The organism is Dendrosporobacter sp. 1207_IL3150 (genome assembly GCF_036763085.1).
Taxonomy (GTDB): Bacteria; Bacillota; Negativicutes; order DSM-1736; family Dendrosporobacteraceae; genus JBAIYU01.
In genome coordinates, this window is sequence record NZ_JBAIYU010000007.1 from 57,736 (window position 1) to 83,799 (window position 26,064).

Below are 26,064 nucleotides of genomic sequence, written 5' to 3' on the forward strand. Positions count from 1 at the left end.
TCTGAGAAAAAGCGGCTTGAGCTCAGCTTTCGCGAGGCAAAAGCCGCTTTTTCACTCCTTATCACTTAGGCAGTCAACTTCAATTAGTGTATGTATAAACGACGGCAACTGCCGTCGTTTGTTTTCTTCAAAAATCATCGCAATAGTTGAGCTTTTGTTATTATTCCTTCACCAAAACGTGCCTTAAGACTGTCTACCGCACTATATAAAGCACTATGCTTTGATTGCTCTTCAAATAACGAAATCTGTCCACCGGTTTCCAAATTACTAAGCGTGATTCCCAATAGTCGTATTCCATCCGCAGAAGTACATTCGCCTAGCAACTCGACCGCTGTTTTATAAATTATATCATCAAAATTCGTAGATTGAGCCAACGTTCGACTACGGGTCACAGTTTGAAAAGAGCGGTATCTAACCTTTAGGGTAATAGTCCGACCAGTATAACCTATACACCTTAAACGCCACCCAACTCTTTCAGCAAGACTATTGAGTTCTGCTTTAATCTTATCTTGCGAAAATAAGTCGGTCTCAAAGGTCATCTCTTTACCTACCGACTGGGGTGCTTTTGGAGGAACGACCGGCCTGTCATCACGCCCATGAGCTAAGGAATGAAGTTTATAGGCTAAATTGCCGCAATGTTTAATAAGCAGCCCAATATCCGCCTTCGCCACATCACCGATAGTATTTATTCCTATCTTATGCAGGGTTTGGGCGGTCGCAGCACCAACACCCCACAATCTGGTTATTGGCATTTTGTCAAGAACTTGGCGTTCTTTGCCATACTCAATAACCATAAGTCCGTCAGGCTTTTGAAAATCAGACGCAAGTTTTGCTAGAAATTTGTTTGGTGCCAATCCAACCGAAGCTGTTAATCTAATCTCATCTTTGATTCGCTGCTTTATTTGATATGCCAAATCTTTTAAATCAGGGTAGAGACGCTCCATACCACTAACCTCTAAAAAAGCCTCATCTAGCGAAAGCGGCTCTACTATAGGCGAAAAATCAGCCAAAACTTCCATTATTTCTTTCGATACCCGGCTGTAGCGATTGTGATCACAAGACAAAAAAACCCCCTGCGGGCATCGCCGCCGAGCCTCAGCCATTGACATAGCCGAACGAACCCCATATTTACGGGCCTCATACGACGCTGTTGAAACAACCCCGCGACCGCTTATACCGCCGACAATTACCGGTTTTCCCGCTAAATCCGCATTATCCCTTTGTTCTATTGCGGCATAAAACGCATCCATATCAACATGAATAACCCAGCGCTGCATTTTTATCACTCTTCTCTTAGAGTACTGTTACCAATAATCATAGAACTTGTGCTTAAAATTGTAAAGCGCTGCTAGAAGTTAAGGCTTCCCGCCCAATAGCGAAGTATGAATAACTACTGGATCGAGCGGTTTAAACCGCGTATCCTCCAGAGATTGAAGATCATCGCGCAATTTCGCAAGCTGTTCTTTTAATATACTTTTCGTATAGTTGTATTCTTCTAATCTCCCAACAGCATCATTCAACTCTTCAATCTTCTCTTCATATTCTTTGTGAAGTCGAACAATTTCTAATCCAGTCTTAACAACCATCTTCTTTGCTCCTCACTATGAAAATACATTCATAATAATTATGCCCCATTTTTTAAACTTTCATCGACTACTAGCGCTTATTCATTAAATTAGCATAGGATATATCATCCCAAGGAAAACAAAAAGGCTATTAGTCATATTGACCAATAGCCATTAATCTTTAAATATGGCGGAGTGGCAGGGATTTGAACCCTGGCGAGCCTCACGACCCCTAACGATTTAGCAAACCGTCCTCTTCAGCCACTTGAGTACCACTCCGTATTTATCGAACCTTTGTGCAGTTTCGCCATTAAGATTAATGGCGGAGGGGGTGGGATTCGAACCCACGGTCCCTTGCGGGATCACTGGTTTTCAAGACCAGCTCCATAAACCACTCGGACACCCCTCCGTGTCCGGCACATTTAGTATTATATCAAACCGAAAACAGTATTGTCAACATCATAACACAAGGTAAATAAAGCCAAACGTAAAAAGTTTTACTTTCTTTAACTATTTTATTATGAAAACTTTAATTACGCAAATTTATTTTGCAAATTTAATATGTTAATTATAATTTAAACTTTTATGGTATTGACTATTATAAAACCGGGGAGTATATTTTTAATGTAAACTGATTAAATGAATGGGGTAGGTGAGAAAAATGGACGTAGACATACCTAGTTTACGCTGTTTCGCAAAAATAATCGAATATAAGGGAATATTCCATTTTTCTGCTTTAAATGCCTCATTTAGCGGGAAGTATGGTTGTTCCTAGACAGGGGGATAGTCATGCTAAAAGTTTATAAAAGTGATTGCTTCACTGGCAATTTACGTGAACTTTCCATAAATGCTCTCGAAAAAGGAGCTTGGTTTAATCTTATTAATCCGACTAACGATGAAATAAATGCTGTAGCTGAGGCTGCAAACGTCCCTATGGATATTTTAAAGTCAGCGCTGGACGAAGAAGAACGTTCACGTACTGAAATCGAAGACAATTGTCTTTTAGTAATTACTAACGTTCCTATTATGAGAGACAAAGCAAGCTACGATACATTGCCATTAGGCATTATCTTAACTAAAGACTATGCAATAACAGTATGTCTGGAAAATAACGAAGTGTTATCTGAGTTTAATCTTTATAATTCAAAGCTTTTCAGTACATTTAAGAAAACTCGCTTCTTATTCCAGATACTTTATAAATCGGCAACTTTATATTTAAGATATTTGCGGCAAATCAGCCGATTAACGGACGAAATTGAAAAGCAATTACGCCGATCTATGAAAAATGAAGAGCTGTTTCAGTTGCTTGAACTTCAAAAAGGCTTAACTTATTTTAATGTATCACTACGTTCAAACGGAGTAGTTCTGGAAAAACTGCTGCGCCTTCGTTCAAATAACAACTTACAACATATTATAAAAATGTTTGAGGAAGATGAGGATCTTCTGGAAGATGTAATAATCGAAAACCAACAGGCCCGCGAAATGGTTGAAATGTATAGTCGTATTCTAACTGGCATGGTAGCTACATTCGCTTCCATTATCTCAAATAACTTGAACATGGTAATGAAGTTCTTAGCTTCAATGACAATTATTTTAGCAATCCCAACAATGATATCAAGCTTTTTTGGTATGAATGTTGATGTACCCTTCGGTTTGAACAACGGTTTTATTTATGTTTCTATTATCGCTTCAGTTTTTACAGGAATCAGCGCCTTTGCTTTATGGAAAAAAGGCTTGTTTTAAATACAAAAAGAACTGGATTTGATTTTATGCTCAATCCAGTTCTTTTTTTTACTTATTAGCCAAACTCTTATGTATACCTTGCAATAACCTCTAGGATGTTTCTATCATAATCAAAAACCGGGATGCGGTTTAACTCAAAAAGTGTAGATCTTCGGGAACATGTTCCTTGGTTGGTAGTAAACCCAGCTAAATACCCACTACCCTTTGCCTCTTTGATTGTCTCCAAACTGTAGCTCCCGCGCGGATAAGCAATGGTTTGAACCGAACTTCCTAGAATGCTCTCCAAAGTAGCGCGTGAAGAATTAAGTTCCTCACTTATCTCATCACTCGTCAGCTTTCCTAGCTGGCGATGACTCACTGTATGTGAACCAAAGGACATTCCGCCACTAGCCATTTCCCGGATATGTTCGGGACTCAGCCTGCCTTTATCCCAAAGCATGCTAGTAATAATAAAAAATGACGCCACCATTCCATATCGCTTAAGTATGGGATAAGCATATTCGTAGTTATCCAAATAACCATCATCAAAGGTGATAAGAATTGGCTTTTCGGGGAGATCAGTATTTTTATTCAAAAGAAAGCTTTGAAATTGTTCTAGGGTAATTGCTTTATATCCCTTTCCTCTTAAAAGCTGAAGATCATTGGCAAATCGTTCTGGAGAAACCGATAGGTGTCCTGAAGTATATCCTACTCGGTGATATAACAAAATGGGAATTTCTCGGTCAGCCGCACTACCTCCGGAAAGCCCCCATATTTGACTAATTCCAATCACGGTAACAGAACACGCACAAAGTTTGATAAATTGGCGTCTATTTATCATTCGTTTCACCCTTCCCCTAAGCCCATGCCATGACTGCATTACGTTATATATAATAACATGCTGTCTGATAGAATAATGTAGAAATAGTGCAATTATCTATGAAGAAAAGTATAACACCGCACCAAGCACTAAATTAGGACCCGTATATTGTGCTATAATAACGTCATAACTTGAACACCCAAGGGGTTCAGGGAATATTTAAGGATTGTAGGGATTAATATGAGTGTAATAGTCGCTTCCCAGCTAAAAGCTGGAGTTATATTTGGTGATAATGATACCCAGGAATATGTATATATGCCGGGTGGGGAAATAGGTGTCGATAACCCAATATGCGTGTTAGAAACAGCTGCAGACCGCCAGGATATTGAAATAGATCTGGCCGTTAGTATGGTTCTTCGTCTCCATCTTCGTCCAATTAGACACCCGCGTTTAGGAACTAAATCTTGCTAAGTTAAAACACGCCTTTATCATAGTTATAGAAAGCAAGTTGTACTCCTATTAGAAAAAAGTGAACGACTCCCATGCGGAGTCGTTCACTTTTTTATTCATCTAAAATACAAGCATAAACATACTTTGACCCATGAACACCTATAGTTAAATCCATTTCAATATCGGAAGTTCGGCTTGGTCCACTAATAAAGGTAGTTGTTGTGGGAAGATTTGTTCCGTATCGCTTCTTTAACAGCTTCATTACCGAATAAAAACCATCGACTAATTGAGCTGTAGTAAATATAGCGATTAATGTGATTGGCAGCACCGTTATCGTAGTCGGCTGATCCGCGGATGCCGGCAATACTAATGTTCCTGTTTCAGCCATAGCAATATCGCCCCAAACTATCCCAGCCTCCATAGCCTCAGCCTTATTAATCCATTCATCATAATTTTTAGCTAATGGCCATTTAGCTAAATTAGCTTGGGCAGTATCAAAAACATCTTCCAGTTGTAATTTATCTAATTCTGGATGAGCCCAGCGCATTGCTTGTTTAATATTTCTTTCCTTTATAATTTCATCCATTTTTCCCGCAAGCTCATCGCGATTTTTTAAACTAAATGCTTGTCCACCCAAAGTTGTCCATTCTTTGATAAACCTATCCCGCAAGACGCGGCGTTCCTCAACGGTTGTTTCATTCCTGGTGAAAAGCCCTTCCATAGGGTTTTCTACACGCTTAGCTTTTTTCCCCGGTGGTGTTTTTATATTACTGCGAATATTAGAAAAGAATGCTTGTCGATCACCGGTCAATGTCCCTAACCCCATCAGTTATTTCTCCTTTCCTTCCTTGCTTAGCTCTGGCCAAATCTCATGGAAAAATTCATCGGCAAGCGCTGGCATATCCCGATACTTCAACCAATCGGAAATAGGCGGCGGGCCAAAGGCGATTTTTCCAGCTTTCACTAATGGGAACTGGAATCGCCGTGCCATCCGAATGGAGAAGCGATACCGGCTCATACTTGCAAAAGCTGCACTCCAACCTTTGTAAGTTAGGTCTTCCATTAACTCGCCTTTTTTCTCTAGCTCTACTTTATCATTACGCAAGGCATAGAGCATGTCATGAAGTGGAATTTTAACCGGACAGGCTGTATGGCACGCCCCGCAAAGCGTTGTAGCATAGGCTAATTCGCCGTATTTGTCGAGACCTTGCAAGAGTGGAGATAGTACAGCTCCGATAGGACCTGGATACACCCAGCCATACGCATGTCCACCAATATTACGATATACTGGGCAGGCGTTTAAGCAGGAACCACAGCGGATGCAGTTAAGAACTTTTTCATATTTAGAGCCAAGCAGCTTGGAACGGCCATTATCAACAATAACCAAGTGAAATTCCTGAGGCCCGTCTAGCTCCATTTCTGCACGAATACCCGCCGAAAGAGTATTATAAACAGTAATCTTCTGACCGGTTGCGCTTCTCGCTAACAGCGAAAGCATAACCGCAAGTTCCTCTACACTTGGCAGAATACGTTCCATGCCCATTACTGTCACTAGCGTCGATGACAATGCTGAGACAATTCTAGCATTACCCTCATTCGTACATATTGTAATTGCACCAGAATCAGCAACCGCAAAGTTACAACCCGTAATTCCGAGATCAATATTCATAAAGGTTTTCCGTAAATATTTTCTGGCAAAGGCACAAAGTTCGGCAGTCTCAGCAGGGATTTTAGGCTCATCACCTCGGACTTCATTGAAGAGATCTGCTACCTGGAAGCGATTCTTATGCATTGCTGGCACAATTATATGAGAGGGCGTCTCATTAGCTAACTGTATTATCCATTCCCCTAAATCTGACTCGATAACTTTACATCCCATTTTTTCGAGCGCAGGATTGAGGTGTATTTCTTCTGTAACCATTGATTTAGATTTTACAATATTTTTGGCATTCTTTTTCTGGGCGAGGTTCTTTATATACTCAACAGCTTCATCGCCAGTACGAGCCAAGCACACATGCCCGCCTTTTTTCAAGACGTTATCAACTAATTGTTCAAGGTATTGATCTAAGTGCTGAACTACATGAAGACGGATAGCTTCGGCGCGATTGCGAAACTCCTGCCAGCGTTTTTCGCCAACTGCCTGAATAGCATCCGCCCGTTTCCCTCTCAGACGTCCTGTACCCAATTTTACAGCCTTAATCATTACCTTATCACTAAGTGCCTTATGATACCTTTTAGTAAAACTAGGTTCTATATGCATTCACTGTCACACTCCTTGATCCAGGATTTGTGCCAAATGCATTACTTTTATCGGCACACCCCGGCGAGTCAAACGCCCGCTTATATTCATAAGGCAAGTTAAATCACACCCAGCCAATACTTCTGCTCCGGTTTCGATAATATTATCAACCTTTTCATCGACTATTGCCCCCGAGATATCTGCCATCTTCATCGAAAAAGTACCACCAAATCCGCAGCAGTCATATGCATATGGAAGCTCCACAAAGTCAATTCCCTTTACATTCTTCAGAAGAAGCTTAGGCTGTTCTTCAATACCTAACAGCCGAGCCATATGACAGCTTGAATGGTATGTTACTTTTTTATTGAAGGTAGCACCAACATCAGTAACTCCAAGAACATCAACAATAAACTGCGAAAACTCATACGTCTTTTTGATAAACTCATTAGCACGCTTTTCCCAAACTGGATCACCCTTAAATAAGGTAGGGTAACCGTGATGTATCATTGAAGCACATGAACCGGACGGCATAACTACCCGTTCACTTCGTTCAAATACCTCAATAATTTTTTTAGCTACGACTGCTGCCTCTTTATGATATCCGCTTGAATACGCAGGCTGACCACAGCAAGTTTGCCCTTCAGGAAAATCGAGATCAACTCCGTGCCGCCGCAGCACTCTTACTACACTTTTGCCAACATCAGCATACATCATATCGGCAATACAGGTAATGAATAATGAAGCCTTCAAAATAACCCCCCCATAGTCTGAAATCTTTTGAAACCTTGATGTTCTAGCGAACACAAAACAATAATTGCAACTATTCTAATAAATAAAATCTCACTGTTATGTTTGGCATTAACATTAAATTTATTCATTTACAACTAATTTTTGCTGATTGTTTTAGCACGCTTGTCATTATGTTCCCACAACAAAAAAGACTGCCACTCTAATCCTCATTAGAATGGCAGCTTTTTGAGTTTAAACTTCGTTAAAGGCAGTTTATCGGATTTGCTATACTTTTATAACTTCACCTGTACTGAATACATATAAATATCTTTCTTTAACAGGCATTTTGTAAATAGCTTCAATCGCTTCTGCATAGAGACTTATTTGAATAGCATATTTATCAGCAAGCTCAGAGCCAGAATTTACTTTATCGGTTTTATAATCAACCAGAATAAGTCCATCTCCATCATCAAACAGTACATCAATAACACCCTGAATAAATATTCCTTCCTCAGCGCCCGATAAATCAGGATAGAACCGCTCGGCTGGCAGCAGTAAGCTAAACGGCAGCTCCCTCCGGACTCTAGAAGCGCCACACATACGCTGACCCAATTCTGACGTGAAGAATTGTTGTATCCCTTTGATATCTACAACAGCGGCTTGCTCTGACGTAAGAACTTCTCTTAGTATCATTGCCTGCACTTGCTTGACCAGACCATCACTTGCTAAATCACCCTTTAAGTCAATGTGCTGCATCACTGTGTGCATAATTGTACCATATTCCGCAGCAGTAAGCTTTCCAGCTGCTTGAATAAAGTGCGGCCTGGCAATAATTGAAGGGCGCTTAAAAAGTGGCTCACCATCAGAGCTGTCCATAATTTCAAACCTTCGCTTTATTTCGCTGACCGATAGCTTAGCAGGTTTACCAACGGCAAAAGAATGACTATATTGCCATTCTAAAACCTTGTCCAGCCACGTAGTGCCATCGCCTGCTTCAATAGGCTGCAATGATCTTATTTCTGCCAAGAAAGGTAGCGCCCCAGCACTTTCACTATTGTTAATCGTTAATTGACCGCGCTGATAGATTCTGACTTCCCATCGAGACGTATCTTGAGGCAAAAGTTCACTTAGAGGCTGGCATCCTTCACCATACTCGCGTAGTGCTTCACCATCTGCATGCCTTGCCACCGCCGGGCAAAGCCAGTCTAGGTAACTTTTAGCCCAAGCTATTAGCGAATCCGGCAGTACCATTTTGGTATGACTTACTGTTTGGCACCATGCTGCCGCTTTTTCTTTAAGTTTTTTTGCCGAGCCGATTAATATAAGTTTCTCCCTAGCCCTAGTCAATGCCACATACAGAATACGCAGTTCTTCAGCCTTAGTCTCCATATTCAGCTTATAGGCAATTCCATGACGAGCCAAAGTCGGATACCTAAACCGTTGCTCAGGGTTGGTGACATATGGTCCTACTCCTAATTTTTTATGCATTAAGATTAAGGACTTACTGTCAGACAAATTAATATTTTTCCCTAAATCAGCCACAAATACTACAGGGAACTCCAAACCCTTACTTTTATGAATACTCATGACCCTCACAACATCTTCACTCTCGCCGAGAGCTCTTGCTACGGCCAAGTCGGTACCCTTATCTTTCATGCGCTCAATAAAACGCAAGAAACGGAATAAACCGCGAAAGTTAGTTGCCTCATATTGGCGGGCACGATCATATAATGCTCTCAAATTGGCTTGTCGTAGAATACCGCCTGACATACCGCCGACGTAATCATAGTAGCCCGTGTCGCGATATATCTGCCAAATAAGGTCAGGTACTCCCTTGCGGCGGGAAAAACTGCGCCACTGCCTAAGCTGAGCAACAAAATCAGCAATCTTTCTCCGAAAATCAGATTGCTCCGTCTCACTATACTCACAGTTTGCCGTGACAGCGGTCCATAGATCTCCGTTCGGCTCAATAACTCTTAGGTTTGCGAGTTCTTCAGCCGATAGTCCAACAATAGGTGAACGCAGTACCCCGGCTAAATGAATATCCTGGCGAGGATTATCAATTATACTTAGCACCGATAGCATAACCTGTACTTCAATTTCCCGGAAATAACCTGAGTCAATTTCAGCATATGCTGGGATATTAGCCTGGCGAAGCACCTCAAGGAGTATACTAGCTTTATTTTTTACAGACCGCATTAATATTACAATATCGCGCCACGCTAGATTACGATAGCCTTTTTGGGACTTATCAAAAATGACGTACCCGCCGCTCATTAACTCATTAATTTTTTCAGCAATCAGCCTGGCTTCAAGCTCGAAACCGCTGCACTCGTCATTGTCGTCAGGCACTTCTTGTTCATTCTCATCACTATCACATTCAATATCAGCCGTGTCCTCGCTGTCACTTTCGATTAAACATAGTTCAACAGCTTCATTGAAAGTTTTTGAATGGGTAGCCGGATAGTCTGGCCCAGGGTTTAGCCTTTCTGCTTCACCATATTCCATTTCTGCTGCTCGTAAGGTCATCAGTTGACTAAACAGATAATTCACCGATGCTAATACACTCGCACGACTACGGAAATTTCTTGCCAAATCGACTCTTACATGCCCTTCAGTACGCATTGGATACTCACGATATTTAGCTAAAAACAGCTCAGGCTCAGCTAACCGAAAGCGATATATGCTTTGTTTAACATCACCTACTAAAAACAAATTTGGCTGTTCGCTATTGGCAACTAAAGAAAGCATAGTTTCCTGCACACCATTTGTATCCTGATATTCGTCGACCATAATCTCGGCATACTTGCGTTGTAGCGCCTTAGCTGTATCTGAAGGTTCAAGACTACCACTTTTGCCCTTATCAGCAAGCAAAATTTGCAGACAAAAATGTTCTAGATCATTGAAGTCAACTAACCCTTTCGCTAGTTTAGCTTTGGTAAAGGCTTCAGAAAAATCGTTTATAATATTGCCCAGGGTTGCAATTAATGGTGCCGTTACCCTCAGGTCTTCAAGCAATTCAGTTTCTGGCCGATCAAAAAATAATTTCATAGAATCGCTGATTTTATCTTTAACTGTTTTTCTGCCCTTTTGAAAGATCTTTTTAACAGACTCATCCAAACCTTTTACGCTCGGCAGTTTAGCAAATTTAGCTTCTCCTAATGCTTCACCCAGCCGCCTCCAAGAGCTTGCCGCCGAAATTATATCTTCAACTATTACGCGATCTGAGCCAAGGACCTCAATGTATTCTGAAGGATTACCCGGTAATGCAGCCAGTCTTATTAAACTGTCAATCAATTGTATGGATTGTTCCAACTCTATGGTGATTTTCTCACGAATCAAACCTGACCAAGGAGTTTGGTCAATATTTAATGTATCAGGCAGGCTAAAAGCATTCTGCAAATCATTAAGCCATTTTTCAGGCCAAGGATGACTGCGGGAAAAATTATATAAGCCTAGTACGAGAGAATATAACGCTTGGTCATCATGGTCTTCACCATAATGCTCAATAAACTTAAGAAACGCCTCATCTCCGCTGGCATATTTCTCTTCGAACATGCCTTCCAATACATCATTTTTTATTAAATTAGCTTCGGCCTCATTGGCAATGCGGAAATTGGGGTCCAAATCAAGCAGATGAAAATTATGCCTGATGATATTCTGACAAAAAGCATGGATAGTGCATATAGAGGCACTATTCAAGAGGACTAATTGCCTTTCTAAATGCTTGGACTTAGGACGTTCCTTTAAGGCGCTAGATAACGCAGCCGCAATTCGTTCCCTCATCTCAGCTGCCGCCGCATTTGTAAAGGTTACTACGAGCAGCCTATCTACATCTACTGGCTGACTCTCATCCATAAGACGGCGAATAATACGCTCAACCAGCACAGAGGTCTTACCAGAACCAGCCGCAGCTGCCACTAAAATATTTTTTCCCCGCGTCTCGATAGCTTGAAGCTGTTCGCTAGACCAACTCATCCTTATCCTCCTTCCAAGCAAGCTCTTTAAGGATGGCATCATCTGTTACTGTCGTCAGCTTACGGTAATCATTATCCTCCAGCAGTCTATCGAACTGACATACCGGCAGGAATCGGCAGTAACCGCAAGCCTCCCATTTATTGAGTTCACATGGGCTGATGCTTATATCTCCAGCAAGTATATTCTGAGCTGTTTCGGTTAAAAGCATTTGGACATGTTTAAGCAAAAGCTCAAATTCTTCAGTACTCTTAACATACGACAGACAATTGCTATAAAAGGTATTATCTTTTTTAAGAGAAATTTTTAAGAATTCTGATCTACCTTCCATTTGTGAGTCAAGCAGTCTAATAACTTCTTGATCCGCCAGTACCCATCCCGGCATTTTCAGCTGACTATTGATTGCCTTTGATACTTCATCCATGCTTAACGGTACTGATGATGATATAACCGGATTTTTTAAAAAGTAATAGAGTACTCCGGCTGATAAACACTCGTTTGAACCAACTAAATGCTGCGCCGAATTTTTTGCTACAAGTAAATAAGTAAGAAGCTGCAATTTAAGTCCGTAATAAATATCAATGAGTTTAAGCCAAGCTCCACCTGATTTATAATCCAGCACTAAGATATAGCTTTTCCCGTTATGTTCAGCACAATCTATACGGTCAATTTGGCCTGCAAGTTCTAAAGTATAACCCTCATCTAATTCATAAACAAGCGGCGGTAAAGCATTTGTCCCTCTGCCAAAGCCCATTTCCAGTGCTAAAGGCTTGAATTTTGATGCTCGGTCAAATTCTACAAGTCTACGCACCGAACGTTCTACCGTTCGTTTCAGCCTGCCTAATAGATGCTTATGCTGCTCTGAGCTAAGCAGTATTTCGTTTTGGAGCTGTGGTGCTAAATCATCTACAACTTGATGACATAACTGGCTATACTCGGCTTCGCTGACATCGCCCCAAGCCCGTCCCGCCTTATTCATTGTTTCACCGAAATTCTTAAGCGCAGCATGCAAGAACTGGCCTAAATCAGGCGCTTGCAGCCTAAATATGGCACGTTCTTTTAGACTAAGACCGTACTGAGCAAAGTGCTTGAACGGACATGCTCTAAAACTTTCAAATCTAGTAACACTGCCCCTAAGACGCTTATTCCGGGTATAAAGCTGCCCCGCTAGGTCTTGAGGCAGCCTTGCAGGGTTATTGCCATGAAAGAGCCCTGCTGTAATTCGCCTGAGCTGCTTATTATATCTTTCATGTTGACGGGCCCAATTGTAGACATCCAACCAAAGTGAGCTTATTGGTGCGCCGTTTTTGTAACAGCGCAAGTTAGCGGCAAGTCCTGATAAAGCCCGCCGTGGATGCGCTAAATACTGACTTTCACTGCCTTGAGGCATTTCCAGCGGAAGACTTCTTACAGCCTTTATATTGGCTATCTCTCTAACTCGTTTTATAACTATCGACGGGCTAAGTCCCTTGCCCTCATCGTCGGCTAGCGGATAGCTGAGCCACAAACGCCTGCTACTTCTTGTCAGCGCTGTATATACTAAAAATCTCTCAGCGAAATTGTCAGCAGCCGCACCAGGAGCCAGTTCCACTCCAATACTTGCCATAAGTGAACGCTCTTCGTCTGATAACAGACCTTCGTTACGCCCCCTTTTTGGCAGCACCCCATCATTGACACCTAACAAAAATACGGCTTTAACGTTGGCAATACTATTTTGTTCAAGCGAAGTCACAGTCACATGGTCTAGTCCTGGCGGTATCAAGCTTAACTTTAGCCCTTCAAGTCCATCTGCAACAATATCAGCAAATTCGCCTAACGACAATTGCTGATTACCGCACGTTTCAACTATTTGCTCCAAGAGCTGAACAATACTTTCCCATATTTGACGGTGCTCGCTGGCTTGCTCTAAATCCCCAGCTTTTTCTGCTTTAAAAGCCCATGCCTCAAGCTTTTGTGCAACTTCTAGCGACTCCAGCAGGTTATATAGAGCAATAGTCTGCTCCTCTACATTTTGGGCTGCTTTGATTTCCCGGCTAAACTTAAGTAAAGGTTCGGCAGCCTTTATTCTAATGTCATTAATTTCATCTAAAATGTTCTGTTGCTCTTCATCAACTTCGACACTTTCACCTAAGGACAGCCGCCTTACAAAAGTCCACGGTTTATCTTGGGTCCATTTCGAGCCACGAATGCCAAACTCTAGCACATAGTTTTCTAAAACATCAAGCTGCCCACGCTTTACTGGGAAAAAATCAGTTTTAAAGCAGCGAAACAGCGGATCGTAACTCCATTTTTCAACGCTTTCCAACGCTGACCTAATCAACTCTGAGAGGGGGTGATGCAGCGGCTGACGTTTTCTGTCACTAAAAAATGGTATGTCATAATCAGTAAGAACAGTTTCTAGAAGATCACTATAATTAGCAGCATCTCTAAGCAAAATAGCTGTGTCCCGCCAGCGGTACCCTTCTTCACGACACAGCCGTATTATTTCCGATGCAACCCCTTCTGCTTCAAGACGCCGGTTTGCGGCCTCAACTACAGCTAAGCAATCGCTGTCTTCCTTATATACCTTGGGCGGATATGTAAAGAAATGCTGTTCAAAATGGTCGAGCAATGCAGCTTCCGAAAAACGCATTGATTTTTCTAGTTCAATTTCTTCAATATTAATTTTAAGCTTTTGCGCTAAATCCCTTAATTTGCGCCTTGTATTCCATTGTCGGTGAAATAATGAGGTCTCGTGTGTATGCTCTTCACTATCAGCGTCAGCTAGACACAGGGTTATAGTGACACTTTTAGCTGTCGTCAAGAGCTTCTCCAAAACAGCTGCTTCCTGCGGGTTAAACCAAGTAAACCCATCTATCCAGACCTCTGCCCCGCTTAGCATAGCCGACTGCGGGATCTTATCGGTCATGAGTGACAAGCAATCTTCAGGATCAGTATATTTTCCTGCTAAAAGCGAACTAAAACCGCCATAAAGCAGAGCTAAATCCTGCAGTTTATCTCTCAGCGGCGCAGCTTCCATAATTTCAGCCGTCTGCTGAAGCATTTGTGGCGTAACTGCATAATTTTTAAATTCTTGAATTATTCCTGCTAACGTTTCAGTAAAGTTGCGCTGATTGGCTGCTCTCCCTAACGTCTTTAATTGTTGACGGTTTTCCCGAAGCAGTTGACCTAAAATCATTTTTTTGCCCAGTTCGTTAATTTGAGGGCGGACAGCACCGCCTGTTTCGAGCAGTACACGATGAGCTAGCCGCCGAAACCCAAATACATACGCTCTCGTAAAACCGCCCAGTCCAGGAGTTTCAGTCAAATCTCGCTCAGCTTTAAAGGTAGCATGCTCAGGCAAAATAAACACCAGCGGTGAACCTTCTGGCGACTGGCGCAGACGTGCTCTTATCTCGTCAAGGCAGTGCCAAGTTTTTCCCGATCCAGCACGGCCTAATATTAAGCGTAAAGTCAAAATTCCACCTCCTAACCAACCTTAAAACAAGCTGTACTCCCCTGCTGGGTTGTCGAAACTTCTAGACGGGCATCAATTCTCTCCTTCAGTTCAGGAACGTGCGAAATAATACCCACTAGACGACCGCCTTTTTGCAGATCGATCAAGGCCTTTATTGCAAAGTCTAAGGCCTCAGGATCTAAAGTACCAAAGCCCTCATCTACCAATATTGTATCTAAATGAATACCACCCGCATATGATTGCACTACATCAGCCAGTCCTAGTGCTAACGACAAGGACGCCAGAAAAGTTTCGCCGCCAGAAAGTGTGCCCACACCGCGGGCTGCTCCTGTGTAGTTATCGAAAACCTCCAGGTCAAGCCCTCCAGCAGCATTTTTCCTCGCCCTGTCCATAGTGCGCTGCAAATAATATCGCCCACGACTCATTGTTTTCAAGCGAGCATTGGCTGCATCTGCAACATCATCAAGCAATGCCCCTAGTACAAAGCGCTGAAAAGTCAGTTTATATTCATTTGCCCCGTTAGCCACCTCGGCCAGGCGTCCTATAACTGAAAATTGCTGAGATACCCTCTCTAACTTTTGATTTGCGGCTGTAAGCTTATTAAACCACTGCTCTTGACGGGCAATTAACCCAGCCCAAGTTGTCTGCACTGCCAATACTGCATTATGCTTTTCTTGAGCTTGTGCCACTTGTTGTTCTAGTGCGTTAATATCAGGAGGAGTCAGGCCCTCTGCCGCAATTTTGGCACGCTCAAGACGCTCTTGTGCAGCAACCCTGCTATTATCAAAAACCTTTATCCGCTCTTCCAGTTTAATTAAATAGTCTGGCGATTTTTTGGCACTATCGTATTCTATTTTATCTTTGAAACCCGCTTCTATCAGTCTCACCTGGAAATTCTCTTGAGCAGACTGCAGACGGACCTGGGCAGCTGTTAGACTATTTTGCCCGCTTACTAGGCTGGCTTGAGCTTTAGCAAGTTCATTTGCACCTTGCTGCACAGCACGCTGGGCTTTTTCAAGGTTTTGTTTGAGGCGTAAACTAAGCTCAGTAGCATTCCGTAAGGCTTCTGCCAGCACCGCGGGCTGATGAAATTCTTGTGGAACAGCTGACTGCCTTTCATTAAGTACTGCCTCAGCTGTTTTTAATTCAGCATCAGCCTTAAGCCAATCTTTTTCTAGCTGTTCAAGCTTTGCGGCCAAACTCTTTTCACTCTCATTAAGCTGTGACAGCTGTTTATTAAGATCTGCAGCCTTTTGCGATGCGACTACAGCTTCAGCATATCGAGCTTTAATAACCTCTAGCTTGGCTGTAAGACTTTCAATTGCTGCTGTAGCTTGTTCGGCTAATTCCTGTTCCAAATCTTTAACCCGATTCGCTAGAGTTCTACACTCTGTTTGCTGCTGACTGAAGTATGATCGTGCCTTTTCGCGCTCCTTGTCCAGCTTATCTACAACGTGCTGCTGGCCGCTAAGCTCCTTTTCGCTTGGTACCAGTTCAGTGACATTTGCCAGCCGCGGGTGTTCACAAGAGCCGCATACTGGACAAGCCGATCCTGAAGTCAAACTGGCAGCCATAACCGCCGCCTGTCCCCTATTCCATATTTCTTGCAGCTTGCTGAACCTATCCTTTGCCTCCTGATAGCTTTTCTCCAGCTCACTTATAGTTTTTTCGCTGTCAGCAAGCTTCTTTGCTGCTATTATAAACTGCTGTTGCACTGCCTCAAGCCCTTGTCGTTTTGTAATTATACGACTCAGCTCATCAGCTTCAGCTTTATACTCACCTAATTTTGCTGCTTGCTCAAGTAATAAATGATAATCCTGCGTCTTTTGCTGCAGCGAATTTCTTAAGTCAGAAAACTCCTGGCTTACCACCGCTTTCAAGTCAGTCGCATTTTTTGCCACGTGCTGTGCTGCTGACAAAGCTTTCTGGGCTTGTACTATAGCCGACATTTTCTCACTCAGCTCGCTAAGTCTATGAACTTCCCGCACTGCCTGTTCCCGTTGGCTTTCACAGCTAAGCTCTTGGGCTAGTTTCTTCTCCGCTTCTGAGAGCTGGATGCTAGCATGCTCCATTAACTTGGATTGTTCATTGACCGCTATCTTTAAAGCACTAATATCAGCGACTTGTTGTTTTAGATTACTTTCCGCCTCTATTAGAGTTAGAGCACGCTGAGCCTTGGCTAACTCTGCCCGTTTTTCTTCAACAAGTTCTGATTTTTCATTTAGCTGATCAAGTTCTTTCTGGGAGCTGTCTCGTTCGTTTAGCTTGGCTTGAGTCATTAAGCCCTTACTAACTGCCTGCTGAGCTTTTTTAAGAAGTTCACTTAAGACTGTTAGTTCCTCTTTCACCTCTCGCAACTTGACCCTATTAGCACTAAGCTTTTCTTCTAACTCTAGAGTGGAAGTTACCTCAGCTTCAGCTTGAATCCAAGATTTTTCTCTATTTAATTCCTCAAAGTTTTTCTTTAAGTCCTGAGCCTTTGTCTTAAGTGTTTCCTCTATGTTTCGATAAAGATCTGTCTTGAAAAGCGTCTGCATTATCTCCTGACGCTCAGCGGAGTTTGCAGTTAAGAGTTTGCGGAAATCTCCCTGCGGCAGCAAAACTACCTGGCGAAATTGACTGCTTTTAAACCCAAGTATGGTTTCTACTTTTCGCGTAACTTCACTCCAGCCCACAGTTACCAGCTTTGGTTCATCTTGGCCTTCGATTGTCCAGAGCATTGCCTCAGCAGCTTTTATAGTTGTACCTTCGCCACGCTTTTTGGGTCTCTCCTGTTCAGGGCTGCGCTCTACCCGATAAACCGCTGCACCAACAGAAAATTTAAACTCAACCTCTGTAGCCGTTGCAATTTCAGCGTGATCACTGCGAACACTTTTGCTATCCCGACTTCCGCTGGTATCGCCGTATAGAGCAAAGCATATAGCATCTAGAATAGTCGTTTTACCTGAGCCAGTTGGACCATGGATAAGAAAAAAAGATCGATTTTTTAATTCATTAAAATCGAGTTTCTGAACTCCGCCATAAGGACCAAAGGCACTCATGCTAAGATATAGCGGTCTCATACCTTAACCTCCCTTTGCGCACGATACAGTTCGTCAACGACTGTGATAAAGTGTTCCTCCTGCTCCTTGCTTAACTCCTGACCAGTCATTTGACCGAAGAAGGCAGCAAAAAGCTCCTTTTCGGTAAGCCGCCGATGATCGGCGCTGGGGCCTTGAAGATTTCCGCCTGCATTTAGGTTAGGACGTTCGATGTGGAGTATATTGGGGTATATTGCTTCGAGCTGGCCTCTGGCATCCAAAACCGGCTCAGTGTCCCGCAGGGTAACCATTATATAGTCGTCCATGCTTGCTCCGGACTGCGGCCCTTGTAAAAGGTCTTTAAAATACCCATCTAGACATCGTACATCCCGCTTAGGTGAAAGGCTGATCATATCAATATTAACCTCACCCAATTCATTTAGTTCAACAACATTAATACCTTTGCGCTGATTAGACTCTGCAAAAGAGTATTTCAATAGTGATCCGGAATAACGAATATTCGCACCGCCTGCTTGCTGAGAATTATGTAGGTGCCCCAGCGCCGTGTAATTAAAAGGTTTAAAAATTGACGAGTTAACCATACAGCTGCCCCCAACCGACAATGGACGCTCAGATTCGCTTTCACTTCCTCCAGCAATAAAGGCATGAGCAATTGCGACCTTACGAGTATCCCCAGATATTTTTGCTAGTGTATGGCTTACCATTGCCTGCAGTGCTTGATCATGATCGCTAGCCTCAATTCGCATACGATCTCTGACAAGAGCTGGCTCGGCATATGTTAAAGGTACAAAATGTACTGGACCAGATTTATCATGTAAAACAACAGCATCTAGCTGCTGAAGTGAACCTATAACGTGGAGACCTTGCTTAGCCAACAGTTTGTTGCCAAATCCTAACCGTTCAGGACTGTCGTGATTTCCGGCAATCATAATAATTGGTGTCTTGTAATCCAATAATATCTTTGATAATACATCGTCGAGCAGTTCAACGGCTTCAGTTGGCGGAACTGCTCGATCATATATATCTCCTGCTATCACTACAGCATCGGGTTTTGCTTCCTTTACCAATTCAACGAATTGTTCTAAAACGTGACTCTGGTCGTGAGTTAAGTGAGTACCATGAAATATCCGCCCTAAATGCCAGTCTGATGTATGAATAAAGCGCATCGAAATCCTCCCCTGCACACGCATTGCTATTGACTAGTTTCGGTATAGCTCTGTAAAAATCCTACAACTAATATAGCGGGTAAAAATTCCAGCTTTTAAAAATGACTTTAGCTATAAATTAACCTGCTCTATATAATTTTTTGCCATATATTCTCTTAGTCATTTTGCTGTGAACGGGAAAAACTAAATCAAGCAGGAGGTGATTAAGCATGGCGAAAAAGGATACTAAAAACCAAAATAAACAACAAACTCAAGAACCTAAAAACAACAAGCCTGTTATGCCTTGCAAAAACTCACTACCTACTTAATTAAAAATCGAATACTAACTTAAAAGAAATACCCCATATCCGTAATTGGAATGGGGTATTTCTTTTAAATTTAATTTCACATCTATTATTTATCATTAACATAAAACCTGTGATTTTCTCAGTATATAACGCTTTTTGCTATTCCGACTAAACAGTCGGAATAGATAGGACTTTAGTCCTGCAGAAATTTGTCAGATTTTGATGTATAGTAGTATCGAAATTAAACACATTTATTGGGAAAGGAAGATCTTATTGTTTGCTAAACTAAAAATCGGTACAAAGATCAGTCTCGGGTTTGCAATCATTCTTTTAATGTTAATAATACTAGGTGGAAATTCATTTTTCTCACTTAAATCTTCACAGGAAAAACTAGAAACTATCAGCAAAGCTAATGACCGGCTTGTACTCGCACTAAAAATTGATTCAGAGTATGTAGCTGCTGTCAGTAGTTTAAGGGCATATATTGCCTATGGGGATGAAAAGTATGTTACGCAAGCCCAAGAAAGCCTGGATACTGCATTAATTCTTGAAGATAAACTCTTGGAACTAGCAAGGGCGGAAAAAAAGCCAGAAGTTCAAAGCTTAATCGATCAAACAAACCAGTATAAAACAATGGCTTTTAACAAGCTTATCCCTTTAGTAGGAAGTTATCATAAAGCATTAAAAGCTGGTGATATGTCTCAAGCGGCTTTATTAAAAGATCAATTTGGCGCCGTGTTAAAAACTATGGTTCCTTTTGCTACCCAAATCAATGCTATAACAACTAAATTTGCTGGCTATAATGAAGAAATCTTCAGTGACAATATTAAACTGGCTAATAAGGATTCCCAGCAGGTAATTTATACTTCAATGATTATCAGCATCGTCGCCTTACTTATCGGTATAGGTATCAGCTTCTATCTTACTAAGATTATTCGTACTCCTATCATTGAAATGCTGGGCGGAGCGCAGAGGTATGCCAACGGCGATTTGAGCAAGCCGATAAATGTAGACTCTGCCGACGAACTAGGCGAGTTAGCACAGTCTTTTAATAAAATGCGCGATAGTTTTGTTGCTATGATTCAAAACATCGCAACCTCAGCCGAACAAGTTGCCGCTGCATCTGAACAACTTACTGCAAGCGCAGAACAATCAGCCCAAGCTTCCAATCAGGTAGCAATGACAATCACCGAAGTTGCCCAAGGCAGTGAACAACAGATGATTTCGGTAGAAGAAGGTACTCGAGCTGTTAAACAAATGTCAAATAATATCCAGCAGGTTGCCGCTAATACCGGCACCGTAACCTCTATCGCTGGTAAAACGGCTTCCTCTGCCCAACAAGGCGGCAAAGTTATTACTTCTGCCATCAGTCAGATGAAAAACATTGAGGAGACTGTAACAAGCTCTGCTCAAGTTGTTAGCAAATTAGGTGAAAGATCCAAAGAAATAGGCCAGATAGTCAGCACCATTGCTGGCATTGCCGGACAGACTAATCTATTGGCCCTTAATGCTGCTATTGAAGCCGCACGGGCTGGCGAACAAGGACGCGGTTTCGCCGTAGTTGCCGAAGAGGTCCGCAAACTTGCTGAGCAATCTGAGGCAGCCGCAGATCAAATTGCATCTTTAATCAGTGAGATCCAAGGTGAAACGGATCGTGCCGTAACAGCAATGAATAACGGTACCCGTGAAGTTAAAACAGGAGCTGAGGTTGTATATACAGCTGGTAAGGCCTTCAATGATATTGAAACTTTAATTAATGATGTACTGAGCCAAGTAACCCATATATCCAAATCCATTCAAGAAGTAGCAACAGGCAGTTCAACAATTGTTGCATCAGTTCAGACAATCGATGAAATCAGCCGAACAACCGCTAGTCAAACTCAGACTGTAGCAGCGGCAACTGAAGAACAGTCTGCCTCAATGGAAGAGATAGCATCATCTAGTCAGACACTTGCCAAAATGGCTGAAGATTTACAAGTTGCAGTTCAAAAATTCAAAATGTAGTATAACCGGAACTGCCAAGCTATAGCTTGGCAGTTCTTTATTTATCAGTTATAAATCGATACACTGGTAGAGCCAATCCTATTAGGATAATAATATACACACCATAGGCACCTATTTTATTTCCGTTTTGTTTAAGCCATTTACTAAAGGTTAGGGCATGCACTCCAGCGACTAGACTTAATCCAGCAATTATATAATCCATTGTTTTTTACTCCTGTTGCATTTCATTCGGGCTTGTTCTCATCATAAAGCCAGTCCGGCGAACTTTACTATTAACAACTACTTGGATTTCGGCATTCTGGTACATATCATGCCAATCAAGTTTCTTAAGATCATTATAATAACGCAGTTTAGGTCTAATGTAATAACCAAGACCAGCTGCATCACTGCCTAAACTCTGGGTGACCTTTAACATATCTTCAACATCAGCTTTCACTACTGTTGTCAGCTGCTGCTCAAGAAGTTCTCGATACTCCTTTGATTCATAGTTGATACCAGAGCCGATTGCTGTTATTTCAGCTTCTACCATAATATCAATTTTAAATACAGCTCTTCCGTTAACAATATTAGCTTCAATCTTCGGGTTACGACCTTGTTCTACTTCTAGATTTACAGCCATTTTAGGTTCTAACGGATCGGCAACAACAAAGAACCCGCGGCCGAACTTTCCCTGTACGAAAGTTAGTCCTCTTGTTTGTTTGTTATTTAGATAACCCGCCAGTTTATCATTGTTAAAGACGGCTACACCTATAAAGTCTGCAGGATTGGCCGTCCTTTCAGTGCTGCCTGCCAAATATTCGCCTGTCTTGTCTATAGCACCTTTTTCTGTCGACTTTTTCTCTTTGGCTTGACTTTTTGTAATACCCACTAACGTTAAATATGGATCGGCACAACAACTTTTTAAGCTTGTGAAATAGTCATGAATTGTCGATGACAAAAAATTACTGCTTTGATCCGAAGCATTCATCATTGTTTCTATATAACGCGATGGCGAAACCTCAAGCTGTGGCTTGTTTGATTCGATGAATTCCTTTGCTGTACCTTCTCTTACAGTCATCAAAAACATACTTCCTCGATATTCACGAAACCGCGGTAAGGCAGGCAGGGTCTTGGCAATACCTTCCCGAGCAATCTTTTCGCCTACTATAAAGGCTTTAACATGGGATAAGGTTAAGTATCTTGATACAGAGCTGTTCGCTAAATCTCTGGCTTCTGCAAAAGAGTCAGCTTTTACCGAAATAAGAGCTGTCGCTTCCTTAATATCTTTAGGGGCGCCTTCTCCGCCAAAACTCCGCGGTATTGCTATTTGAAAAGTAAATTCGAGCTTGTCTTCCTTATCACGGTCGACGCCAACGAGCAGAACATATGCTAACTCGTCGGACTCTCTTGCTCCATTACAGCCTGTTAGTGTTATGCAGAGCATAATCATTAAAACAACGATCGCTATTCGAGGCATATCTTTCCCCCTTAAGCTTCTGACTACGTACTTAGCTCACAGCCGTAAGCTTCGCTTTTTTTCTTTTCTTTATTAACGCTGCGATAAATAATAATGGCGGAACTGTGTAAATTCCGGCGCTATGGTATGTTTGCACTAACATAAAATCCATCTTAATTACTGTCGTAATATCACCTGGCAGCATGGCAAGCTGAATTAAAATCAGTATTGTAATCGGTATCAGCGGTGTCATTGTCGGTAAATTAAGCAGCCTTACGATTAGATATATCGCTATATATACACTAATAGCGATACTAAGTACCCCTACAATAACCCACAGCAAAATAAATAGCGACTCAATACGCTGTAGATACCGGCTGAGGTAGATAACTCTGGCCGCTTCTAAAAAAGGCAGCGTCCTTTCTTGGGCGATAGCTACTCCAAACGCCATTATATAAGTAAAAATAAATACCGATTTAATAATAAGACCGCTGCCCAAGCCTAATATTACACAAGAATTACGTGTCCGATAATTTTGAAAGGACAGCGCAAAAATGCCTATCACCAAAGCGCCGACGTTCAGACCACCAGTAAAAATGCCTGCTTTTATAGCAGCGCCAATACCATTTCCCTGCCATGGTGCTAAATTGTATATATTGTATAGAGGGTACATTAGAACAAATATCAAAACCATACCCACTAGCATGAAAGGGAATAGCAGATATGAACTGCGTGCCAAAGACTCTATTCCTAGATACACAAGTATTCCAGCAACTAAGCCATATATTACTATCACTACGCTAAATTCTGTCATAGGCAGTGCAGCCAGCAGTGTATTTTCCGCAAATTGGCGTATCAGCACAGCGGCATTACTAAAAAAGATACCAATATAAAATAGTGCTATAAGCCAAGAGGTTTTTTTTCCTAATAGCTTTTTAGATATAGCAATTATATCCCCAGGTGTACTTTTACTTACATAGTTCAGCATCAAAAGTGGAACTATGGCTGCAATCCCACCAATAAGAGGTATAAGCCACGCTAAGCCAGCTCCCTCTTCAATGAGCTGCCCTGGCGTTGAAAGAAAAATTTTGGGTAATGTTATAACAAAAATTAGCCCAAACCCTTCAGCCGCTCCCATCCGCCCAGTATAATAACTCAATCCGAATCACCCTTTCCGCCCGACTTCTTTATTGTCCATTTGCGGCTTATATGCGGCTGCCGCCTGTTATCTCCAGTGTTTAAGGCATCCGGCCTTAGTTCTTGTCTATAGACCGGTCCCCTTATAATCACATCTAGACCTGCCATTATCTTAGGCACAACAGGTACCATATATGGCATTCCAAAAGACTTCATACTAGTCAGTATAGCCGTTACAATTAGGAGACACAAAGCGACACCTACTAAGCCAGTTGAAGCAGCTACAATCAGAAAAGCAAATCTTAGCAAACGCCCAGCGGCCGCCAGACGGTAGTCCGGAATGGTGAACGATGCGAGTCCTGTAATAGCAATAACAACTACCGTTATCGGGCTGACCAAATTGGCAGATACTGCGGCTTGTCCTAAAATGATTGCACCCACAATCCCAATAGTTGAGCCTAGTAATCCAGGTATTCTAAGTCCAGCTTCACGTATCAGCTCAAACGCAAACTCCATTAACACAAGCTCACCTATCGAAGGGAACGGTACCCTTTCTCTCGCTCCTGCTATTGCTAAGACCATTTCTGTCGGTAGAGCTTCAGGATGAAAGTAAATAATCGAAAGATATACTGCCGGCAATAGTATCGAAATAAGTGTTCCAATAAGACGTAACAATCTGACGAAACTGCCAATAGGCATCTTTAAACTAAAATCTTCTGCTGAATGGAAAAAAGTAAAAAAGCTGACAGGAACTATATGAGCAAAAGGTGTTCCACTAAGAAGTATGGCAACTCTTCCTTCTGCCAAGCTGGCTACCGTCCTATCAGGTCTTTCAGTTGACAGCATTTGCGGCAGTGCAATACTAGGGTGATCTTCTATAAATTGCTCTAATACACCTAAGTCAGAGACATAATCAGTAGAAATTCCTTTTATTCTCCGCCTAATTTCAGCCACTAGGTGCGGATTCGCAATTGATTTTAGGTACATGATCGCACACTTCGTTGGAATTCGATCACCTACCTCGAATATCTCGGTAATTAAATCACTTGTCGGCATCATCGTTCTAATCAGCCCGGTATTTGTCCGTAAGCCCTCACTATATGCTACTTGTGAACCTCTAACCGATTGCTCAATTGTTGGTTTACTTACACTTCTTTGCTCGGCGCCCTTAGTCTCGACAAGAACGGCTTGATTAACGCCTTCAACAAATAAAGCCGTATCGCCACTATTTATCCCAGCCGCAACTTTATCAAAGGTAGGTGATTCCTGAGCCTGATTACTCGGCAAATATAGCCTGATAAGGTGCTTCAGCAGGTTTTCACCCTTTAGTTCTACTTTTTCTTTTTCTAGTATCATTAATGGCTCTAAAATAGCCGAATTAATAATTTCCTTACCAATCATTCCATCCATAAAGACCAGCATAGCTCTAACCGGCACAATACCGGGTATTATAAAGTGCCGGATTACTATGTCTTTATTAATATCAACCGAATATAACTCCTTGATGATTAGTTCATTTTCTTCTATGCTATGGCTTACTTCGCGTTTGGTTAAGTCAGATTTGTCATTATCATAAGCTAGCAGTATCGGCTCTGCCTCAGTCTGTTGGCTTTCTAAGTTTTTAAGTTTAGTTACAAGCTCTTTTAATTCATCCTGCTGACCTTTGCTCAACACCTTTTTAGCTTCATCCATTACTTTAGCAATTCTTTTGCCCTGGCGTATGAGTACCTCAAGCTCTTTTTGAGCTTTGCTCAAACCGTCTGGCGGCAGGCTAGGCGGGACATCACCTTCTGCCCCCTCTTTATATTCGTCTATCACAAATCTATCTGAATTACGTGACGGCTTATATACTAATATATCTTTTAAGTATCGGTATACTTTAAACAGCGAATTATCCTGCACCGCTTACACCCCCCAGCAAACAATCACCAATAGCTTTTCCTGATGCAGACTAAATTACTCTTTTTTCCTTTATAATGGCCTTTATAGCAAACACAAAAAAATTGCCCCAGCTGTATGCTGGGGCAATTAAGGAGG

The 26,064-nt window shown here is 42.0% G+C and carries 17 protein-coding genes and 2 tRNA genes; 3 read left to right on the forward strand and 16 right to left on the reverse strand.

Translation table 11 applies throughout. The features are described from left to right. Positions 1–134: 134 nt before the first annotated feature. The 4 genes from V6C17_RS01545 to V6C17_RS01560 form a co-directional block, all read right to left on the reverse strand. Positions 135–1,277 (reverse strand): DNA polymerase IV, encoded by a 1,143-nt coding sequence (locus V6C17_RS01545; protein ID WP_333520787.1) that lies wholly within the window; start codon positions 1,275–1,277, stop codon positions 135–137. 78 nt (positions 1,278–1,355) lie between these two features. Then, positions 1,356–1,586 carry a hypothetical protein gene (locus tag V6C17_RS01550; RefSeq protein WP_333520788.1) on the reverse strand — a complete coding sequence of 77 codons (231 nt, stop codon included), beginning with the start codon at positions 1,584–1,586 and terminating at the stop codon, positions 1,356–1,358. A 167-nt stretch (positions 1,587–1,753) separates the two neighbouring features. Beyond that, a tRNA-Ser gene (locus tag V6C17_RS01555) sits at positions 1,754–1,844 on the reverse strand. 41 nt (positions 1,845–1,885) lie between these two features. Next, positions 1,886–1,974 (reverse strand) — tRNA-Ser (locus V6C17_RS01560). Between the two features lie 380 nt (positions 1,975–2,354). Between V6C17_RS01560 and V6C17_RS01565 the strand changes: the two genes are divergently transcribed. Next, the gene (locus tag V6C17_RS01565) at positions 2,355–3,308 is read left to right on the forward strand and encodes a magnesium transporter CorA family protein (RefSeq protein WP_333520789.1); all 954 of its coding nucleotides are present in this window, start codon (positions 2,355–2,357) and stop codon (positions 3,306–3,308) included. Between the two features lie 67 nt (positions 3,309–3,375). On the opposite strand, the gene V6C17_RS01570 is transcribed toward V6C17_RS01565, so the two are convergent. Beyond that, positions 3,376–4,128 (reverse strand): polysaccharide deacetylase family protein, encoded by a 753-nt coding sequence (locus V6C17_RS01570; RefSeq protein WP_333520790.1) that lies wholly within the window; start codon positions 4,126–4,128, stop codon positions 3,376–3,378. 219 nt (positions 4,129–4,347) lie between these two features. Between V6C17_RS01570 and V6C17_RS01575 the strand changes: the two genes are divergently transcribed. After that, a complete protein-coding gene (locus V6C17_RS01575) occupies positions 4,348–4,578 on the forward strand; it encodes a hypothetical protein (protein WP_333520791.1) in 231 nt (76 codons plus the stop codon). Positions 4,579–4,669: 91 nt separating this feature from the next. Here V6C17_RS01575 and V6C17_RS01580 read toward each other — a convergent pair whose 3' ends face one another. The 7 genes from V6C17_RS01580 to V6C17_RS01610 form a co-directional block, all read right to left on the reverse strand. Further along, positions 4,670–5,383: a LutC/YkgG family protein gene (locus tag V6C17_RS01580; RefSeq protein ID WP_333520792.1), complete on the reverse strand. Its 714-nt coding sequence runs from the start codon at positions 5,381–5,383 to the stop codon at positions 4,670–4,672. Between the two features lie 3 nt (positions 5,384–5,386). Next, positions 5,387–6,817: a LutB/LldF family L-lactate oxidation iron-sulfur protein gene (locus V6C17_RS01585; protein WP_333520793.1), complete on the reverse strand. Its 1,431-nt coding sequence runs from the start codon at positions 6,815–6,817 to the stop codon at positions 5,387–5,389. 6 nt (positions 6,818–6,823) lie between these two features. Continuing rightward, positions 6,824–7,546, reverse strand: coding sequence for a (Fe-S)-binding protein (locus tag V6C17_RS01590; RefSeq protein WP_333520794.1), 723 nt, complete (start codon positions 7,544–7,546; stop codon positions 6,824–6,826). A gap of 264 nt (positions 7,547–7,810) precedes the next feature. Then, positions 7,811–11,503 (reverse strand): helicase-exonuclease AddAB subunit AddA, encoded by a 3,693-nt coding sequence (addA, locus tag V6C17_RS01595; protein WP_333520795.1) that lies wholly within the window; start codon positions 11,501–11,503, stop codon positions 7,811–7,813. Further along, a complete protein-coding gene (addB, locus tag V6C17_RS01600; protein ID WP_333520796.1) occupies positions 11,490–14,957 on the reverse strand; it encodes a helicase-exonuclease AddAB subunit AddB in 3,468 nt (1,155 codons plus the stop codon). Before addB ends, addA begins: the two co-directional genes overlap by 14 nt. 11 nt (positions 14,958–14,968) lie before the next feature. Next, entirely contained in the window at positions 14,969–18,019 is a 3,051-nt protein-coding gene (locus V6C17_RS01605) for an SMC family ATPase (RefSeq protein ID WP_333520797.1), read from the reverse strand. Further along, the gene (locus V6C17_RS01610; RefSeq protein WP_333520798.1) at positions 18,016–19,164 is read right to left on the reverse strand and encodes an exonuclease SbcCD subunit D; all 1,149 of its coding nucleotides are present in this window, start codon (positions 19,162–19,164) and stop codon (positions 18,016–18,018) included. Before V6C17_RS01610 ends, V6C17_RS01605 begins: the two co-directional genes overlap by 4 nt. A gap of 560 nt (positions 19,165–19,724) precedes the next feature. Here V6C17_RS01610 and V6C17_RS01615 point away from each other — a divergent pair. Beyond that, positions 19,725–21,455 carry a methyl-accepting chemotaxis protein gene (locus V6C17_RS01615; RefSeq protein WP_333520799.1) on the forward strand — a complete coding sequence of 577 codons (1,731 nt, stop codon included), beginning with the start codon at positions 19,725–19,727 and terminating at the stop codon, positions 21,453–21,455. 37 nt (positions 21,456–21,492) lie between these two features. On the opposite strand, the gene V6C17_RS01620 is transcribed toward V6C17_RS01615, so the two are convergent. Genes V6C17_RS01620 through V6C17_RS01635 form a run of 4 tightly spaced genes read right to left on the reverse strand, consistent with a single transcriptional unit; the run spans position 21,493 to position 25,929 of the window. Next, positions 21,493–21,657 carry a hypothetical protein gene (locus V6C17_RS01620; protein WP_333520800.1) on the reverse strand — a complete coding sequence of 55 codons (165 nt, stop codon included), beginning with the start codon at positions 21,655–21,657 and terminating at the stop codon, positions 21,493–21,495. Between the two features lie 6 nt (positions 21,658–21,663). Continuing rightward, on the reverse strand, positions 21,664–22,911 hold the full coding sequence (locus V6C17_RS01625; protein ID WP_333520801.1) for a Ger(x)C family spore germination protein: 1,248 nt from the start codon (positions 22,909–22,911) through the stop codon (positions 21,664–21,666). A 31-nt stretch (positions 22,912–22,942) separates the two neighbouring features. Next, positions 22,943–24,049: a GerAB/ArcD/ProY family transporter gene (locus V6C17_RS01630; protein WP_333520802.1), complete on the reverse strand. Its 1,107-nt coding sequence runs from the start codon at positions 24,047–24,049 to the stop codon at positions 22,943–22,945. Beyond that, entirely contained in the window at positions 24,046–25,929 is a 1,884-nt protein-coding gene (locus tag V6C17_RS01635) for a spore germination protein (RefSeq protein WP_333520803.1), read from the reverse strand. Before V6C17_RS01635 ends, V6C17_RS01630 begins: the two co-directional genes overlap by 4 nt. Between the last annotated feature and the right edge of the window lie 135 nt (positions 25,930–26,064).

What these genes read in the sequence shown, in the direction of transcription:
- V6C17_RS01545 (WP_333520787.1), bottom strand. Translation starts at nt 1,277, where the DNA reads ATGCAGCGCTGGGTTATTCATGTTGATATGGATGCGTTTTATGCCGCA.
- V6C17_RS01550 (WP_333520788.1), bottom strand. Translation starts at nt 1,586, where the DNA reads ATGGTTGTTAAGACTGGATTAGAAATTGTTCGACTTCACAAAGAATAT.
- V6C17_RS01565 (WP_333520789.1), top strand. Translation starts at nt 2,355, where the DNA reads ATGCTAAAAGTTTATAAAAGTGATTGCTTCACTGGCAATTTACGTGAA.
- V6C17_RS01570 (WP_333520790.1), bottom strand. Translation starts at nt 4,128, where the DNA reads ATGATAAATAGACGCCAATTTATCAAACTTTGTGCGTGTTCTGTTACC.
- V6C17_RS01575 (WP_333520791.1), top strand. Translation starts at nt 4,348, where the DNA reads ATGAGTGTAATAGTCGCTTCCCAGCTAAAAGCTGGAGTTATATTTGGT.
- V6C17_RS01580 (WP_333520792.1), bottom strand. Translation starts at nt 5,383, where the DNA reads ATGGGGTTAGGGACATTGACCGGTGATCGACAAGCATTCTTTTCTAAT.
- V6C17_RS01585 (WP_333520793.1), bottom strand. Translation starts at nt 6,817, where the DNA reads ATGCATATAGAACCTAGTTTTACTAAAAGGTATCATAAGGCACTTAGT.
- addA (WP_333520795.1), bottom strand. Translation starts at nt 11,503, where the DNA reads ATGAGTTGGTCTAGCGAACAGCTTCAAGCTATCGAGACGCGGGGAAAA.
- V6C17_RS01605 (WP_333520797.1), bottom strand. Translation starts at nt 18,019, where the DNA reads ATGAGACCGCTATATCTTAGCATGAGTGCCTTTGGTCCTTATGGCGGA.
- V6C17_RS01610 (WP_333520798.1), bottom strand. Translation starts at nt 19,164, where the DNA reads ATGCGCTTTATTCATACATCAGACTGGCATTTAGGGCGGATATTTCAT.
- V6C17_RS01620 (WP_333520800.1), bottom strand. Translation starts at nt 21,657, where the DNA reads ATGGATTATATAATTGCTGGATTAAGTCTAGTCGCTGGAGTGCATGCC.
- V6C17_RS01625 (WP_333520801.1), bottom strand. Translation starts at nt 22,911, where the DNA reads ATGCCTCGAATAGCGATCGTTGTTTTAATGATTATGCTCTGCATAACA.